General features: G+C 39.1%; 15 protein-coding genes and 1 tRNA gene. 9 read left to right on the top strand and 7 right to left on the bottom strand.

Translation table 11 applies throughout. The features are described 5' to 3' along the window. Nucleotides 1–60: 60 nt before the first annotated feature. The 3 genes from E0E36_RS09395 to E0E36_RS09385 form a co-directional block, all read right to left on the bottom strand. Nucleotides 61–855, bottom strand: a complete 795-nt coding sequence (locus tag E0E36_RS09395; protein ID WP_130855742.1) for a response regulator — start codon at nt 853–855, stop codon at nt 61–63. Nucleotides 856–1,061: 206 nt separating this feature from the next. Next, entirely contained in the window at nt 1,062–1,793 is a 732-nt protein-coding gene (locus E0E36_RS09390; protein WP_013667294.1) for a LytR/AlgR family response regulator transcription factor, read from the bottom strand. Further along, nucleotides 1,777–2,811, bottom strand: a complete 1,035-nt coding sequence (locus E0E36_RS09385; protein WP_130855741.1) for a sensor histidine kinase — start codon at nt 2,809–2,811, stop codon at nt 1,777–1,779. Before E0E36_RS09385 ends, E0E36_RS09390 begins: the two co-directional genes overlap by 17 nt. Nucleotides 2,812–3,020: 209 nt before the next feature. On the opposite strand from E0E36_RS09385, the gene E0E36_RS09380 reads away from it, so the two are divergent. Further along, the gene (locus E0E36_RS09380) at nt 3,021–3,554 is read left to right on the top strand and encodes a hypothetical protein (protein WP_130855740.1); all 534 of its coding nucleotides are present in this window, start codon (nt 3,021–3,023) and stop codon (nt 3,552–3,554) included. A 120-nt stretch (nt 3,555–3,674) separates the two neighbouring features. Here E0E36_RS09380 and E0E36_RS09375 read toward each other — a convergent pair. Next, nucleotides 3,675–3,762, bottom strand: a tRNA-Ser gene (locus tag E0E36_RS09375). A 336-nt stretch (nt 3,763–4,098) separates the two neighbouring features. On the opposite strand from E0E36_RS09375, the gene E0E36_RS09370 reads away from it, so the two are divergent. Next, nucleotides 4,099–4,395, top strand: coding sequence for a hypothetical protein (locus E0E36_RS09370; protein WP_130855739.1), 297 nt, complete (start codon nt 4,099–4,101; stop codon nt 4,393–4,395). 65 nt (nt 4,396–4,460) lie between these two features. On the opposite strand, the gene E0E36_RS09365 is transcribed toward E0E36_RS09370, so the two are convergent. The 3 genes from E0E36_RS09365 to E0E36_RS09355 all read right to left on the bottom strand — a co-directional run bounded on the left by E0E36_RS09365 (nt 4,461) and on the right by E0E36_RS09355 (nt 6,580). Next, nucleotides 4,461–4,832, bottom strand: coding sequence for a DUF423 domain-containing protein (locus E0E36_RS09365; protein WP_013667298.1), 372 nt, complete (start codon nt 4,830–4,832; stop codon nt 4,461–4,463). A gap of 38 nt (nt 4,833–4,870) precedes the next feature. Continuing rightward, the gene (locus E0E36_RS09360; RefSeq protein WP_013667299.1) at nt 4,871–5,869 is read right to left on the bottom strand and encodes an LLM class flavin-dependent oxidoreductase; all 999 of its coding nucleotides are present in this window, start codon (nt 5,867–5,869) and stop codon (nt 4,871–4,873) included. Between the two features lie 69 nt (nt 5,870–5,938). After that, complete coding sequence (locus E0E36_RS09355) at nt 5,939–6,580, bottom strand: M949_RS01915 family surface polysaccharide biosynthesis protein (RefSeq protein ID WP_049795072.1); 642 nt, start codon at nt 6,578–6,580, stop codon at nt 5,939–5,941. An 89-nt stretch (nt 6,581–6,669) separates the two neighbouring features. On the opposite strand from E0E36_RS09355, the gene E0E36_RS09350 reads away from it, so the two are divergent. From E0E36_RS09350 to E0E36_RS09320, 7 genes are all read left to right on the top strand, one after another. Then, a complete protein-coding gene (locus E0E36_RS09350; RefSeq protein WP_013667301.1) occupies nt 6,670–7,323 on the top strand; it encodes an HAD family hydrolase in 654 nt (217 codons plus the stop codon). 129 nt (nt 7,324–7,452) lie between these two features. After that, nucleotides 7,453–10,035 (top strand): phosphatidylglycerol lysyltransferase domain-containing protein, encoded by a 2,583-nt coding sequence (locus E0E36_RS09345; protein ID WP_130855738.1) that lies wholly within the window; start codon nt 7,453–7,455, stop codon nt 10,033–10,035. A 193-nt stretch (nt 10,036–10,228) separates the two neighbouring features. Next, on the top strand, nt 10,229–10,912 hold the full coding sequence (locus E0E36_RS09340; RefSeq protein ID WP_013667304.1) for a response regulator transcription factor: 684 nt from the start codon (nt 10,229–10,231) through the stop codon (nt 10,910–10,912). Nucleotides 10,913–10,927: 15 nt separating this feature from the next. Then, nucleotides 10,928–12,262 carry a sensor histidine kinase gene (locus tag E0E36_RS09335; RefSeq protein WP_130855737.1) on the top strand — a complete coding sequence of 445 codons (1,335 nt, stop codon included), beginning with the start codon at nt 10,928–10,930 and terminating at the stop codon, nt 12,260–12,262. 148 nt (nt 12,263–12,410) lie between these two features. Next, nucleotides 12,411–13,769, top strand: coding sequence for a TolC family protein (locus tag E0E36_RS09330; RefSeq protein ID WP_013667306.1), 1,359 nt, complete (start codon nt 12,411–12,413; stop codon nt 13,767–13,769). A gap of 49 nt (nt 13,770–13,818) precedes the next feature. After that, nucleotides 13,819–17,097 (top strand): efflux RND transporter permease subunit, encoded by a 3,279-nt coding sequence (locus E0E36_RS09325; RefSeq protein ID WP_130855736.1) that lies wholly within the window; start codon nt 13,819–13,821, stop codon nt 17,095–17,097. A gap of 12 nt (nt 17,098–17,109) precedes the next feature. Then, a complete protein-coding gene (locus tag E0E36_RS09320; protein WP_130855735.1) occupies nt 17,110–18,237 on the top strand; it encodes an efflux RND transporter periplasmic adaptor subunit in 1,128 nt (375 codons plus the stop codon). Nucleotides 18,238–18,302 lie beyond the last annotated feature (65 nt).

The raw sequence follows: 18,302 nt of genomic DNA, 5'->3' as shown, positions 1-18,302 counted from the left end.
TTGTCCTATATTTTGACGTCCTCAAAATTTGCTAATAGATCTAAATGATATCCATTACTTCTAGTCAAGCATGGCCGCAAGCAAAGGCTTTACATCTTTAATTTCTTCATCTATTCTTTTTAAATGTTCAAGAAGAAAATCTTCATCAAAACTCGCTTGGTTTTCTAGCAATAATGCATATTCACTAAGCAGCGGCAAGCGAGCGTTGAGTGCGGTTCCTCGAAGTTCATGTGCAAGTTTTTGTATTTGCTCTTGATTTCCTTCAGTTATTAAGTTTCTAAACCTCGGCAAGAAGGTGTCCAGACTATTTAGCACATAAGTTAAAACTTCATTGATCAATTGTCTGTCATTAGCTAAAGATCGCTCCAGTTCCTCATAATTAAAATGCCGTTTATCGTGTAATATGTCGCCTTCTATTGTAATCTCCAAGTTATCCGTGCTTTCTTCTATATTTTTCCCATCTACAATAACCGGCGATAGCAGTGTCAACAGAGCTTCTGCAGTAAACGGTTTGATGATATAATCATCAATCGCCTCCTGATTATGAGCCCCATCATCGACATTGAGTGAATTCCCTGTCAATGCAATTATCCGAGGTTTGTCCCCGTTTGTTTCTGCTAATTGCTTAATTGTTACGGCGGCCTCATTTCCTCCCATAATCGGCATATTTAAATCAAGCAGCACTAAATTCGGCCTATACGCTTCATATATTTCAACAGCTTCTCGACCATTTTTGGCTTCCAAAATCAGCATACCTTTAAAGTGCTGTTCGAAGAGAGACCGAAGATAAAACCGATTGACCTCATTGTCCTCGGCAAATAAGATTCTAAGCTCGCTCGTTTTGTTTTCTTCCATTAGAAATTCTCTTTAAGTGGCAATAAAATTCAGCTGGTCATCCACGTGAGAGGTGAATTATTTCACACCTCTCTTCAATCCACAGCTGTTCATACTTTTCATGACCTTATAACGCACATAAAACTGAATAATTGCGTTTCTTTCGCGCTGCAAAATACGAAATGTAATACTTCTCCCGAAATCTACAGAAACAAGCAATGCCGTCTCTAAGAACCAAATTGATCCGCGTTCAATCGCTCAATCAGCCTTTTCTTATAGAATCGCCCAACGGGCAGGACCTCGTTTCCCACCCTCAATCGATCGCATTTATACGCCTTAATCTGGTGTAGGTTTACAATAAACGATTTGTGCATTCTAATAAAGTTATCCTCCGGCAACTTTTCTTCCATATAACTGATTCGCTGATACGTTATAATAGTTTTAGCAGCCATAACAATTTTGATATAATCTCTAACACTTTCTATATAAAGAATGTCTTTCAAAAAAACTTTGATCAATTCTTTGTTAACATTAAAGTACATGTAAACATCTTCTTGTTTTTGAACTTTATGAACGAACTCCAAACTAGAACCGCTCGTTTGCGAATATTTTGATACTGCTCTTAAAAAGCGTTCAAATCGAAAGGGCTTAACTAAATAATCTAAAACATCTAAATCAAACCCCTCTGCCGCATGCTCACGATATGCGGTAGTCATGATTACTGCCGGTCGATAAAACAACGCACGAACAAATTCTAAACCATTAAGACCCGGCATCTGTATATCAATAAATAAAATATCGACCTCATGATGTTGTATAAAATTAAAAGCTTCCAGCGCGTCGCTGCTAGAAAACACCAATTCGAGTGATTGAATTTTTTCGATATAAGAAATTAATAATTGTAATGCAGGCGGTTCATCGTCCACCGCTATACATTTTATTTTATGCAGTGATTCCATTTTTAATTTTTAGAACAACTAGGAAAGTACCGGATTCCTTCATTATACTTATTTCGTGAGCTCCTTCATAGAGAATTTCCAGTCTTCTTTTTACATTGTCTAAACCAATACCGGGGCGTTCCGATTGGGTTGTTTGCTCAGCATAATTATTCTCAATCTTAACGGTTAAGATGTCGCGTTTCATCGAGATATCCATACGTATCCAAGCATCTTTTTGCAATTTGCCTGCACCATGTTTAAACGCATTTTCTACCAGAGGCAACAATAACATTGGACTTATATAAAAATGCTCTATTTCCGAGAGGATATTTATAGAGATATCTAGTCGATCGCCAAAACGAATTTTCTCTAATTCGATATAATGCTGTATGTATTCTATTTCGTTAATGAGTGGTACAGTGTTTTCCTTTGCCTGGTATAAATTATAATCTAAAAAAGACGAAAGGCGATGAATAAGATCTGCCGCCTTCGGTTTTTGCTGAATGGAAAATGAGTAAATATTATTTAAGGTATTAAAAATAAAATGAGGATGAACCTGTAGCTTAAGCAACTCCAATTCAGACCTGATCATTTCTTTCTGAAGGGTTGCATTGAGTTTTTGTTGTTCGTAATAAGAACGAAAAAAATAGATAAGTGAATATAAACCAACAATAAGGTACATATTAACAAAATCGATAATAAGCTTAGGTACATAGAAAAAAGGCAATAACATTCCTTCGGGGTAGTATAGTGGATATGTGTGATAGTAATAAAATAACCTTCTTATCATCAGCAGCACGAACATGGTTAGCATAGAGGCAATCCAAAACAAGCGTTTGCGGCTCTTCAGATAGAATTTAGCGAAATAGACATGTACCGTTAGGATGGCCGCAATAAAGGTGGTAGGTACCATTACACAAGCTGAAATAAAATATCGCCTATACTCTCCGCTCATGGATGGAACACTTAGCCATTCGTATAGAAAATATAATGTCCAGAAAAGAATAATAAAAATGTATTGGTTATTTAACTTTTTCATCACCGGTTATGGAACTAGTCATTTTAAATCTAAGTTACCTAATATATCCGTCGAACGCCATTTTTTTTGTCATACGGCAGTTTTCGAACGACAAACGACTTATATCAAGACATATTATCATTTAGGCTAAAAACATGTCGTATATCTAAAAAAAATTGCTGATCTATAAATGATACCTTTCTTTTGTTTTAAATCAATGCTATTTGATCATGAAAAGTTTATTATTAAAAACGGCGATAACTTTTATGGTAATGGTTATCGTGATCATCGGTACGACCGATGGCAGGGCACAAATGCTTGTTGCGCAAAACGGATCGGAAATAGGGGAAGATTTAGACGCCCCACTTAATACCGTACTCACCTCAATCGGATCGTCTAACTCAAGGCTTGTACTGAAACATTTTAATAAGCATTTTTATAATATTTCTGACGCTCGATGGTACAAAGTAAATGATGGCCTGGTTACCAAGTTTAAACAGGAAACCATTCCCTATACGGTAAGTTATAGTGCAACAGGTATATGGAAACACACGATTAAATACCTGAATGAATCCGCTACTCCAGAAGATCTAAAAAAAATTATTCGTTCAAAATTTGATGGTTATTCTGTTTTACGTGCACGAGAAATTCAGATTCCGGGTACCGTTATTTACCTTGTTCAAATACAAAAAGACAAGCACTATAAAGAAATTTCGGTACATAACAAGCGTATTCGCACACTAAAGAGCTTATACCCGCTTTAGCTTAGCATCTCATTTCACAGATTGTTAGCCCCGATTATCAAATTGACGGAATAGTAGTAATCATAATAGGTTGGTTTCCGGTAAAAAGAAAAGCCCGATAACTAGTCGGGCCTGTTTTCGCGGAGAGTGAGAGATTCGAACTCTCGATACCCTTTTGAGGTATACACACTTTCCAGGCGTGCTCCTTAAACCACTCGGACAACTCTCCGTTTATCCCTTACCTTGAAGGACTGCAAAAATAGGAGTTTTGGCGTATTTGCCAAAATAAAAATGTATTTTTCGGCTAATGTGAATTTGGTGACCGGGGCGAAAGGGTACTAAAAATGCTGTCCTATAAAAAATGTACTAAATCTCATACATTTCAGCGTACTATCCCCCCTTATTGTATAGCCATCACCAACTTCTTGCTTATCTGCCCTTATTAGCGATCGGTTTAGTTAATAAATGTTAAAGTTCGCTATTGCTAAGCTTTCTACATATTCCTTGGAATGTTTTTTGCCTAAGGGCACATAGAATCGCGGAAAGATTTTTAACAATCTAACTGATGAAATTGATAATAAATTGTTTGATCGCCTTAGCCTTATGCTCCTGTAGCAAGGATAACTTTGAAATAGAGACAGAAACGGATATATATACGTGGAATCGCGAATTATATCGCATAACGCCTTCCTATAAATACATTAATAATGTTCGCATCTCCGATGAACCCAAAGAAGAGTTTGTTTCTTATGACGTAATTAAATTAAGCTCACAACAAGCGCAACAACAACAAGACAGTCTTTTTCAAGCGTCCAACGGTAAATATCTATATCGTTTTAAAAAAGTCAGTACACACAAATAACAGTCAGGCATTAACTATTCGACAGTAAGATAAGATTCCTTCAAAGTAATATGGAAAGTTTATAGTTACTTTGAAAGAACCTGATAGAGCAATAAAGCCCATCCAATTACCAAGAAAAGTCCACCAAGAGGGGTGATGGGCCCTAAAAAACGTAGTTTACGACCGAACGCAGAGCTGAGACACAAACCATAAATACTGAATGAAAACAAGATGACACCAACAATAAATAGTATACTAATTGTTTGAAATAGTGCCACATCTTTGTATAGTTCACCTATACCTATCAAAACAATTGCATGGTACATTTGGTATCTTACACCGGTTTCAAAACTTTGCTGTTGGTCAACCGTAAATTTCTTTTTCAAAGCATGAGCACCAAAGGCTCCCAATATTACGGCAAGGAGGCCAAAAGCAGCGCCAAAAATTTGAGCAACCATCTGTTTTTATTTATTAGTCAAGTCATTTAGCATTATTCTTATATGCCCTGTAACGCTTCTTTCAGTATGGTAAAAGAGGCAAGCCTTTTATTCAGATCATAGATATAACTAGTGGCCATCAACTCATTGATACCCATCTCGGCAATAAAGGCCGATAATTGTCGGCTCAAGGTATCTTTGCTACCCACAAAAGTACAAGCAGTCATATTATTTACCGCTTGCTGGACCTCGGGGCTCCATGCCAGGGCCAAAGAAGGATTCGGTGGTTGCAATGGCTGCCGTTGATCCGTCAAAATGCCAATAAACATCCGATACAAACTGGAGGAAAGAAACTCCGCCTCCTCGTCCGTATCTGCTCCAATAACATTAACACAAGCCATAACATAGGGTTCGTTCAGATGTTCTGAAGGACGGAATTCTCGTTTATATATGGAAACGGCTGCTCGAAATTGAGCGGGTGCAAAATGGGATGCAAAGGCATAAGGTAAGCCTAAACGCGCTGCTAAATGTGCACTATCCGTGCTTGAGCCCAATATCCATATTGGAATATCAAGTCCTTCACCGGGAAATGCTCGAACCTTGCTGTCCACATTATCTCCACTTAAAAACTGTTGCAACTCTTTGACATCATCGGGAAACTGAAAAGCGGCGTGCATATTATTTTTCCGCAAAGCCATGGCTGTCAGCTGATCTGTGCCAGGTGCTCGCCCCAAACCTAAGTCGATACGTCCAGGATATAGTGTTTCTAAGGTTCCGAACTGTTCTGCAACAATCAACGGCGTATGATTGGGTAGCATAACTCCACCGGATCCCACCCTAATTGTCTTAGTACGACCAGCGACGTGGCCAATTAATACGGCTGTAGCGGAACTGGCTATATGTTCCATATTGTGGTGCTCCGCTAGCCAAATTCGACGATAACCTAATTCTTCGATGTGCTGGGCTACTCTTACGCTGCTTTCTATTGCTGTTCCTGCATCCCCCCCTTCCACTACTACTGCCAGCTCTAGAGCTGATAAAGGAATTTGTTCTGTCATAGTTCAACAAATGTAGCCTTTAAGGTGAGTTACCGCTGTAAGCTTTAAGTCAAATTCTATTATAAAATGTCAGCCGTCTTTCAGAATCACTCCCCGCTCCGTTCTCATGATTTCCATTAATTGAAGAACATGCCGACGAATACTTAAAGGCAGTGCAGCGTAGCTCTTATCAAATTTCAACGTACGGCAGGCATCCAACGCGCATTCCTGCGCACGAACGCCAATCTTCGCGGTTTTATAAAAAACAAATATCTTGACTCGTAGCGGTTCTTCATCCGATTTATCCTTCCCTTTATAAGAAGCATAAACGACTACAGGATCGATATACCCATCGCCATCTAAATCTGTAAAAGAACAATAGGATGTCCAGAAACGAATATCTCCTTCTTCCTCCTTTATAAAGTCCTTAAATTCTGTTTTTTTTAAATACCCGCCGTGATCCTGTAAGTATAAAATCCCCTTAATGGATGAATTAGTAGCTGTGTCACTCCCAGCCACATAATTATTTTCCAAAAGCAACATATCCCATAAACCACCTCCATCTCTATATTCAAAGCCACGGAATACAGGCATATCTAAATCACCTTCATAAGCAATTTCGTCTATTTCGGCAGCATTTAAGATTCTTATCTCTTGGGCAAATGATACGGCTATAAACAACATTGTACCAACCAGGCATATTACTTTTAAGAAAATCTTCCTATTCTTCATTAGAGCAAATAGATTTGGTATTTAATCACCACAAAACTAACTTAGTCAAATTGATTAATAAATAGCCATTTTCAAGTATTTCACCAGCCATGATAAAAAAAATAAAAGCAGTTATTTTTGATCTTGATGGAACGATCGCTAATACGCTTCCACTTTGCATTCGAGCTTTCCGTGAGTCTATAGAGCCACTAATTGGCCAATCAATTTCGGATCAGGAAATCATCTCTACTTTCGGCCCTTCAGAAGAAGGGACTATTATGGCCCTGGCTCCGGCGCATTATCAACAAGGCGTTTCCAACTATTTAAGTAATTACGAAGTATTACATGAAATATGTCCACAACCGTTTGAAGGTATACGTGAAATGCTGGCTGACCTAAAAAAGCATCAGGTTGAAACGGCTCTTGTGACAGGAAAAGGAGCACTGAGCACCGCCATTTCCCTAAAGCGTTTTGATCTTCTTTCTTTTTTTAAGTTGATCGAAACCGGGTCGCCGAAAGGGCCAAGAAAAGTTGAGGGTATTCAAGCTGTACTAAATCATATGCCTGATTTTAAGAAAACCGAGGTCATTTATGTTGGCGATGCTCCCAGCGATATAACAGCCTGTAAGGACGTTGGCATTCCCATTGTAGCGGCGGCTTGGGCAGAGACTGCAGAGGCTGATAAACTACGAGCCTTAGCACCCGACTTTATGTTTTATGACGTTAAAGATTTTCATGGATGGCTGCTTGAAAAAGTTAAATGAAGGTGGTACTTGTTACGGAAAATCTCTATTATCAGCCTATTGACAAAAGTATGTCGCCACGTATCCAAAACACAAACTTAGTATTATCTTAAAATGAAGTTTATTAAGTTTAACAAGATTTGAACCTAAATGAGCAGCTTAATAAATCGTTTTAAACAACATAACTATTACGTAAAGGAAATCATAGGTCTCCTTTTTGTCCTATTTGGCATTTACTTTTTAAAACAGCAGCGTGAAGAGCTGATCAAAGTAAAAGAAACGACCGTTCAAAGCGACCCTTTATGGGTACTAATTGGCATCATCGGTGTACTTCTATATATCCTACTCCAAGCTCTCATGTATGTCCATAGTTTCAAAACGGTTGGAAAAACATTATCTATCCGACTAGCCACGCAGCTGTTCCTCAAAAGAAACTTATTAAGTGTATTCCTCCCGGGAGGCGGCGTGACATCCTTAGCTTTTTTTACGAAAGAAATTGAACGAACGGGCATCAGTAAAACAAAGATAAATTTTGCTTCCTATATATACGGTGTTATCGGAATCATATCAGTTGTCTTATTCGCCTTTCCGGTTATCCTATACATTTCTTTTACAAATCAACGCTATGGAGGTGAATGGGAAACCTTATTGGCTCTCTGTTTGCTGCTATTTTTGATCGGTTATATCAGTTATGATATTTATGTTGAAGGCAGCTTCTATAGATGGCTATTACCGCGCTTCCCCGCACTTGAGGCAGTTGTTTTAGAACTTAAAAACGGACATTTCAGCAAACAACAACTAGGTTTAACATTGCTCTATTCCATATTGATTGAACTGGTTGGAATAATCCATTTACTATTGGCTATGAAAGCTCTCCATTTACAATACGATGTATCGGCTGCTATACTCGGCTATGTAATTGCAACCTTGTTCCTTTGTATTTCACCTTTTTTAAGGGGGCTTGGAGCCGTCGAAGTATCTTTAGTAGTGGTGCTCAACCGATTCGATTTTAGTACTACAGAGTCACTTTCCATTACTTTTCTATATCGTCTTTTTGAATTTTGGCTACCGCTTCTACTGGGTGTTTTTAGCTTCGTTTTTCAAAAGGGTAATTTAATTTTACGCATTTTTCCGTCTGTACTACTTTTCACACTGGGAATCGTCAATATCGCTTCTGTATTAACGCCTGCTATAGCGAGTAGAGTTAAAACACTGCATCGCTTCATTCCAAATGATACGATTCACTTCTCTAACTACATGGTTTTGCTGATCGGACTACTGCTGCTTATCTGCTCGGCATTTTTAATTAAAGGGTTAAGAAATGCTTGGCTAATTGCACTACTACTTAGTTCTTTATCTTTTATCGGTCATCTTACCAAGGCGATCGACTATGAAGAGGCCTCTTTGGCACTGTTCACAATCGTCACGTTATCTGTTACCTATAAACAATATTACATCAAAGGTGATAAGAAGCTTCAAACATTTAGTATCACTACCTCCCTCATCGTTATTTGTGCTGTATTAATCTATGGAACAATAGGCTTTTATCTTTTAAAAGCCAATCACTTTCATGAAAATTTTTCAATTCTTGACTCGTTTGTTAACACCCTGGCTTGTCTTATTCTAGTAGACACCACTTATCTAAATCCACATACGGAATTTGCCAGACTATTTGTTTATTCCATTAATTTATTCGGTGCTCTTGCCATCTTAATGTTATTCTATTCATTCATCCAACCCTATATTTTTAAAACTAAAAGAAACGAAGAAGAATTGATTAGAGCACATGCAGTGATTACCAATTACGGAAAATCAGCGGTTGATCATTTTAAGCTTGCCAATGACAAGCTATTCTTCTTTCCTGCGGATATAGATTCCATGATCGCGTATAAAATAGCCAATAGCTTCGCTGTTGTCTTACATGAACCGGTATGCTTTGACTCACCACTAGTTAAGGAGCAAACAATTTATGCATTTGAAAGATTCTGCCAGCAAAATAGTCTAAAAGCCATTTATTATCGTGTGGATGAGGATAATTTAGAATTCTATAGATCAATTAAGAAAAAAGCACTTCCTATCGGGCAAGAGGCAATTGTCGACTTAAGCCGATTTAACCTGGAAGGTAAAAGCAACAAATCCTTAAGAAATGCCTTGAATAATATCGAAAAGAAGGGTTTTATTACGAAGATTTACACGCCACCAATAAAAGATGGCTTGCTCCAAAAATTAAAGTCGGTCTCAGACGAATGGCTGATTATGCTCAATCGGGAAGAAATGGTTTTCTCTCAGGGGGCTTTTAATGAGACAGAATTGAAACAGCACACCATTATTACCTTAGAGAATACGGATGAAAAGGTCGTGAGCTTTCTAAATATTATACCGGATTATATGCCCGGTGAGACTACTTATGATCTTATTAGAAAAACAGCCGACGCCCCTAGCGGAAATATGGATTGTATTCTTATAAAACTAATAGAGTATGCTCAACAACAAGGGTTCAAATCTTTGAACATGGGCTTAGCTCCTTTTTCCGGTATTGACTCACCGACGGATATACCACAACGGACCATTAAGTTCGCCTACGAAAAACTGCAACAATTCAAACATTACAAAGGCTTAAGAGAGTTTAAAGACAAATATAATCCCACATGGCACACTAAGTATTTAATCTACTCAAACGACTACGATCTCCTGCATATCCCCCTTGCTTTAAATAAAGTGATGAAAGCTTAACGCAATAAGCAACGCCTTTTTTTGGGCAAGGGCACTTCAAATTTTTTTCAAAATTAGTCTCTATCTTGTGCTCTATTTAGCGTTTTGTTAATTTATTCTGTGGAAACCGATAAGTTTAAGCGATAATTGGCTATAAAGTATATTTTTAAGTCCCCGCATCCGGTTTGCTCATCAGATGTAAAACTAGTCGTAAATGAAAATTTTGGTAATAGAAGACAATAAAGAACTCGCTAGCAGTATTCATGATTACCTAGCTGGAGAAAATTATATCTGTGAGCTGGCTTTTAGCGCAACCGAAGCGCGCGAAAAATTGCTCTTCTTTACCTACGACTGTATAATTCTTGATATTATGCTTCCGGATGGAAACGGGCTCGAGTTGCTCAACTTGGTAAAAGAAGAACACATCAACGGTTCTATATTGATTATTTCTGCCAAAGGAGCGCTAGATGATAAAATAAAGGGCCTAGAAGAAGGAGCCGATGATTATCTTACCAAACCTTTTCACTTGCCGGAACTTCATGCACGTCTGAGAGCCATACATCGAAGAAAAAATCTAGACGGCAATAATATCATCTCTTTTAAGGAAATCACGTTAAATACTAATACCTTTGAATTAAAAATACATGGAAAAGCACTAGATGCGACCAGAAAGGAGTTTGAGCTTCTTCTTTATTTTCTGGTAAACAAAAATAGAGTTTTATCACGACAAGCTATTGCCAACCACCTTTGGGGCGATTACACGGATAATCTTAGCAATGTAGACTTTGTTTACCAGCACGTTAAGAATCTCCGAAAAAAAATCAATATGGCGGGTGGCGACGATTACATTGACACAATTTATGGTTTAGGATATAAGTTCAACACAAACAAGGGTTGATATAAATTCCAGATAATGAAATTAGCGGACAAATTTACACTGTGGTTTTTGGCGATAATATTACTTGTAACGCCTATCAGTATGTTCACGACATTAAGTAACATACGCAATCGTATCGATAATTCAGAAATAGAGCGCTTAAAAGCTGTCAACAATGAAGTAGCCGAGCAGTTGAAAGCAGGAATTGCGCCCGATCAGTATTCGCAGGGAAGACCAATCGCTATATTGAAGATAAACAGCGCCTTACCCCAAAACAGGGTACAAGTACAAAAACAACAATGTGACAGTACCGCTTCCGTTACCGATGAATGCCGAATAACGGTCAGTTGTTATTATACCATAAATGGCATCAATTATCAAGTATCTTCCTATAATTACGTAACGCAATCAAAACAGATTTTAAAAGGGATGCTCTTAACGGCCATTTTGAAAACTGTATTGATCGCTTTAGTGGTTCTCTTAACCGTCCGTTTGGTATCCAAAAAGATTCTTTCTCCATTTAATCAAACACTGAAAAGTATACAGAAATTTAGCATTAAAAAAAAGCAGCCGTTAACGCTTAATCATACTAATACGAAGGAATTCCAAGAACTGAACCGATTTCTGAAAAAGATGACGGACAAGGCAATCAAAGAATATAGTTTGGTAAAAGAATTTAGCGAAAATGCATCGCATGAACTGCAAACTCCACTAGCTGTTCTACGAAGCAAATTGGAGCTACTTACGGAAACGGACATACAGCAAAATCAGGCATCGCTTATCGCAGACATGCAAAACGCGATCGAGAAGTTGTCAAAAATCAATCACTCGCTCCTTTTACTCACGAAACTGGAAAATCAGGAATTTGAAGCGACCAAAGAAATAAACTTCACTAAACAGGTTCTTGAGTTACTCACGATTTATGAAGATAGGATAGCAATTAAAGAGCTAAAGGTAACGCAACACATCGATCCTGATATTACCGTCAGAATTAATCCGGCCTTAGCGGACATGTTGTTCGATAATCTGCTTAGCAATGCAATCAGGCATAATGTAAAGAATGGAACCATTTTCCTAGAAATAAATAAAAAGGGAATTTTAATAAAAAATACCGGCCCCGAACCGATTTTCCCAACAGAGGAGTTATTCCAACGCTTTAAGAAAAGCAATCAGTGCAGCAACAGTGTAGGTTTGGGTCTTGCTATTGTTAAACGAATTTGTGAATTGAATAACTTTGATGTCCAATACACTTACGAAAACAGGTTGCATATGCTAACCGTTGATTTTCCAAGAGCTGGGCTTACGGAGACTGATCGAGAGGAAGGTATTTCGGTTTTGGGGCAGGACAATCAAATTGTTACATTAGGATAACAAAATAATCACATTTTGATCACTTCCTTCAAATTCTCTTCAAAATCATTCCCCAATTTCACAAAAGATACTACTAATACTTTTATTTTTTGTGAAATATTCATTCCGTTGGATAATAAGGTATTGCATTTCAAGCCTATTATCATTAATGTTAACACAACATGCTTGGACACAGCAAAAATTGTCTCTAAAGGAAGCCCTCGAATTAGCAATTAACAACTACGGCAGTGTCAAGGCTAAAGCGAATTATGCCAAGGCTTCTTTTTCTTCCGTTGAGCAAGCTAAACGAGATTATCTTCCTAACTTGGTCTTATCCGCGCAACAAGATTATGGAACAGTCAATGGTCAGAACGGACCTCTCTATGGTTTTGGTGGATACGGTGTAGCCTCTTCGGGGCTACCGCTTCCAAACCAGAACTGGAATGCCGCGTTTGGATCGCTTTATTTAGCCAATGTCAATTGGGAATTCTTCTCCTTTGGAAAAGCTAAGGAGCGGATCAAAGTAGCACGAGAAGTTGCCGAACGAGACAATATGGATTTGCAACAGGAGCTGTTCAATCATCAGGTAAAAGTGTCAGCGGCTTATTTGAATCTTCTGGCTGCACAAAAACTCACGCTTTCGTATAAGAAGAATCTCTTTCGGGCCGATACATTCCGCCAAGTGGTTGTCACCAGAGCATTGAATGGGCTCATTGCCGGCGTAGATTCTTCCTTGGCAAATGCGGAGGTATCTAACGCTAAAATAGCATTGACCAAAGCAAAAGATTTTGAACAGGAACAGAGTAACAAGCTGGCGCAATTAATGGGTATTCCTCCAACCGAATTTACCTTAGATAGTTTTTTTATTTCGCATGTACCGGCAGGTATGGAACAGTCGACCGACAGTGATATTGCAAACCACCCTACTTTGAGATGGTATCAATCCCGTATTAATGTGGGGAAAGAACAAAAAAAGTATCTAAAAACACTTTATTACCCTTCCTTATCACTTGTGGGAATCTTTCAGACCAGGGGTTCAGGTTTTCGAAGTGACTACGCGAGTAATCAACAAGCTTTTACACAAAATTATTTCGACGGTATTAAGCCAAGTCGTTCAAATTATCTCATTGGGATCGGTTTGACTTGGAATTTAACCCAACCACTTCGGATTTCGAAACAAGTAAAAGGACAAACCTTTACGAACCAGGCTTTAACAGATGAATTTGAATTGGCGAATCAGCAAATCCGGGCCCAATTAGTTTTAGCGGATACGAAAATTGAAAATGCATTAAGCAATTATAGAGAAGTGCCAACCCAAGTTAAAGCCGCCTCGGACGCGTTTTTGCAGAAATCGGTACTCTATAAAAATGGGTTAACCAATTTAGTGGATGTCACACAAGCCCTGTATGCGCTCATACGGGCAGAGACGGATCGTGATATCGCCTACAACAACGTTTGGCAGGCTTTATTATACAAAGCTGCTGCTTCCGGCGATTTCAGCTTATTTGTTAACAAAATAGAACCTTAGCATTTATTGCTGCAAAAAAAACAGTTAAAAAGAATCTAAATAAACTATCATGAATTTAATTCGCTTTGCATTACGTAAACCGATAACCATAATGGTCATAGTAGCAGGGCTATTTTTCTTTGGAATAAAAGCAGTTACTTCCATTAAGATCGATATCTTCCCAAAACTAGATATGCCTGTAATTTATATTTCCCACCCTTTTACAGGTTATACGCCCGAGCAGATGGAGTCTTTCTTTGCTAAACAATATGTAAACATACTCCTCTATACGAATGGGCTAAAAAGTATAGAGACAAAGAATATACAGGGATTAACCCTAATGAAATTGAACTTTTATCCAGGGACCAATATGGCGCAGGCAGCGGCCGAGCTTGCCTCTTTCACAAATCGTATCCAAGCGATATTCCCTCCCGGATCAAACCCACCCTTCATTATACGTTTTGATGCCTCAACATTGCCCGTTGGCCAACTTGTATTGAGTAGCAAAACGAGAAGCAATAATGAGTTGGCAGATTTAGCTAACACCTATGTCCGTTCTTCTTTTACGTCAATAAGCGGGCTAGTCGCTCCCCCTCCTTTTGGCGGAAATGTCAGAACCATTGTTATCAAAGCCGACCCTGCATTACTTCGATCCCACAATATGACGCCAGACCAATTAGTAGAGGCCTTGAAAATCAATAATCAAACCGCCCCGTCGGGAAATGTAAGAGTTGGCGACAAAAATTACATCACACCTACTAATACAACGATTAAAGATGTTAAAGATTTTGAAAATATACCACTTTTCAAAAGTGGTGTCCAAAACCTTTATCTGAGAGATGTAGCAACTGTCGAAGATGCCGCTGACATTACTTCTGGTTATGCCTTGGTAAATGGTAAACGCTCAGTCTATTTAAATGTTGCAAAAAGTGCTGATGCCTCCACTTGGGAAGTAGTAAAAAAACTGAAGGCCGCAGTTCCAAAAATTCAAAGTCAACTGCCGGAGGATGTTCAAGTAAGCTACGAATTCGACCAATCGGTTTATGTTATGAATTCGGTAAAAAGCTTATTAACTGAAGGTGCCATAGGTGCTATACTCACGGGATTGATGGTTATTCTATTCTTAGGCGACCTACGTGGCGCTTTGATTGTTATCCTTACCATCCCAACATCCATTATATCAGGGGTCCTATTTCTTAATTTATTCGGGCAAACCATCAATATAATGACACTGAGCGGTTTGGCTTTGGCAATCGGAATTCTGGTGGATGAAAGTACGGTAACCATTGAGAACATTCACCAGCATTTTGATATGGGAAAACCAAAAGCTTTAGCGATTTGGGATGCCTGTAAAGAAATTGCCTTTCCTAAGCTCTTAATTCTCTTTTGTATTTTGGCCGTGTTTGCTCCAGCCTTTACAATGGGGGGCATACCTGGATCGCTTTTTCTACCGCTAGCTTTGGCTATCGGCTTCAGTATGATTGTATCCTATTTTCTGGCACAAACCTTTGTTCCTATTATGGCTAACTGGATTATGAAGGTAAAGCATCACAAAAAAGCAGATGGATCGAATTTAACCGATGCTGAAGAGCTCGAATTGGCCGGCCTTTCTACCGACGATCATCACGCACAGATCGAACAAAAAATTGCTGCTGCCAGAACTGCCGACAGAAATCATAATGAAAAGATTGGCGTTTTTGAGAAGATACGAATGCGCTATTTACGTTTTATCGAACGCATTATGCCTTATCGCAAAGCAATTGTTGTTGCCTATCTTTTAATTATTTGTGGATTGGCAAGTATATTGATGATGCAAATCGGCCGAGACGTATTACCAAAAGTAAATGGAAGTCAATTCCAAGTACGCCTACGCGCCCCCGACGGCACCAGAATTGAAGAAACCGAGCGCAAGACAAACAAAGCCATTGAAGCTATCAAGAAGTTAGTAGGTCCGGAGAACGTGTCGATCACCTCTGCCTATGTAGGTTTGCATCCATCTCTTTTCTCCACAAGTCCTATTTACCTATGGATGGCAGGCCCACATGAATCCGTCATTCAAGTAGCATTGAGTGAACACTATAAAACTGACCTGGATAAACTCAAAGAGAACATTCGATCTGCATTTGCTAAAGATTTACCGGAAGTAACAACCTCCTTTGAACCGATAGAATTAACGGATAAAATTCTAAGTCAAGGTTCGCCTACTCCAATAGAAGTCCGATTCTCCGGAAGAAATAAAAAGGTGAGCGAGGCATTTGCGCAAAAGCTTATTACTAAACTTAAAAAAATAGATTACCTAAGAGATGTTCAATTGGGGCAGTCTACCAAATACCCATCAATCAATATTAATGTAGATAGAACAAGAGCCGCACAATTGGGCGTTGATATGAATGACGTTTCCCGATCTTTGATTGCCTCTACGTCTTCTTCGCGGTATACCGATAAAAATATTTGGATCGACCAACGCATTGGCAACAGTTACAGTGTTCAAGTACAGATTCCGGAAAATAAAATGAACAGTATCAATGAAATCAATGAAATACCTTTATTGAAAAATTCATCCAGACCCGTACTGGGAGATGTTGCTACCATAAATTCGGGTATAACCTACGGTGAAACTGACAATTTAGGAGCGATGCCCATGTTATCTGTAACGGCTAACATTAATCAGCAGGATTTAGGTACCGCGTCTAAAGAAGTAGAAAAGGCGATTTCCTCACTGGGTGAACTGCCTCGCGGTTTGGAAGTAGAATTGATCGGTTTAAGCAATACGCTAACCGAAACTATGGACAGTTTAGAAAGCGGTCTATTAGTGGCTATTGTGGTCATATTCTTAATGCTTGCCGCTAACTTCCAATCGTTTAAAGTTTCTGGAATTGTTTTAGCAACCGTCCCTGCAGTTATTTTAGGTTCTATCGGTCTTCTATTATTAACAGGATCTACCTTAAATTTGCAATCTTATATGGGTATGATCATGTCGGTGGGCGTATCAATATCCAATGCCGTTTTGCTGATTACCAATGCTGAAGAGATACGGAAGACGACAGGAAATGCTATTTCTTCGGCAACAGGGGCTGCCTCACTCAGATTAAGACCTATTGTAATGACGGCATTGGCCATGGTGGTTGGTATGATTCCGATGGCCAGTGGATTGGGAGAGGCCGGTGACCAATCCTCTCCTTTGGGTAGAGCTGTGATCGGGGGCCTTGTGGCGTCGACTTTTGCGGCACTTTTTATCCTGCCGTTGGTATTCGCCTGGGGGCAAGGTAAAGCCAGCACACAAAGTGTGTCTCTTGATCCGGAAGACGAAGAAAGTATTCATTACATTCCATCTATTACTAAAAATTAAAAAAATTCAAATATGAACTCTTACAGATTTGTTTTATTGACCAGCGGTTTATTGAGCATAACCTGCATGTTGGCTCGGTGCACCTCACCTATACAAAAAGCGGAGGCCGAAAATCAAAAAGCAAAGGAGGAGTCGGCTCCATTGGAAATATTTAAATTGAGCAAAGGCCAACTTTCTTCTTCTATTAAAATTCCCGGAGAGCTTATTGCCTATCAACAAGTGGATTTATACGCCAAAGTTAGTAGTTTCGTAAAAAAGCTAAATGTGGATGTCGGCAGTGTCGTATCTGCAGGGCAAATACTCGCTACAATGGAAGCGCCCGAATTGAATTCACAACTAGCAGGAGCTGAATCCCGCCTGAAATCGCAAGAAGCTGTTTATCTAGCAAGTAAAGCTACTTATCAACGGTTACTGGAAACCAGCAAAACACCGGGGACGGTATCACAAAACGATCTCGATTTAGCATTGGCTAAACAGAATTCAGATCTTGCGCAATTTAAAGCGGCACAGGCTGCCTATCGCGAGGTCGGCGACACAAAAAATTATCTTGAAATAAGGGCACCTTTTTCGGGTATTATAACTGCGCGGAATGTCAGCGCAGGTGCTTATGTTGGTCCTTCCGGTAAAGGTTCTGAGGCCCCTATTTTTACTTTACAGCAGCAGGACAAGCTCCGTTTAGTGGTCAGTGTGCCCGAACTATATTCAGCCTATTTGAATCGCCAAAATGAAATCAAGTTTTCGGTTAAAGCTTTACCAAGTGAATCTTTTACGGCCAAAGTCGCGAGGTTAGCAGGCGCATTGGATCCCCGTCTTCGTTCACAACGTATCGAAATGGATGTTAATAATAGTAATAAACAATTGCTACCGGGCATGATTACAGAAGTTGAAATTCCGCTTACCGGCGCCGAGCATACTTTTGTAGTGCCTACAGAAGCGGTTCTCAATTCAACCCTAGGAACTTTTGTGATTAAAGTAGAACACGATAGTACGAAATGGATCCCCGTCAATCTCGGCCGTCAAGCGGACGGAAAATCAGAAGTTTTTGGACCCCTTAATGAATCTACACAACTCGTTAGATTGGCGACAGAAGAAATACGAGATAAGGAACCCGTACGTGCGCCTGTAAAATTAATACAATAAGGCAATAAAAGCTATTGTAAATAACGTTACAATAGCTTTCTACCGACCTTTTCCTTATAGGTTTT

Source organism: Olivibacter jilunii, assembly GCF_900607235.1.
In the GTDB taxonomy this organism is placed as follows: domain Bacteria; phylum Bacteroidota; class Bacteroidia; order Sphingobacteriales; family Sphingobacteriaceae; genus Olivibacter; species Olivibacter oleidegradans.
This window is presented reverse-complemented; position numbering and strand designations above follow the sequence as displayed.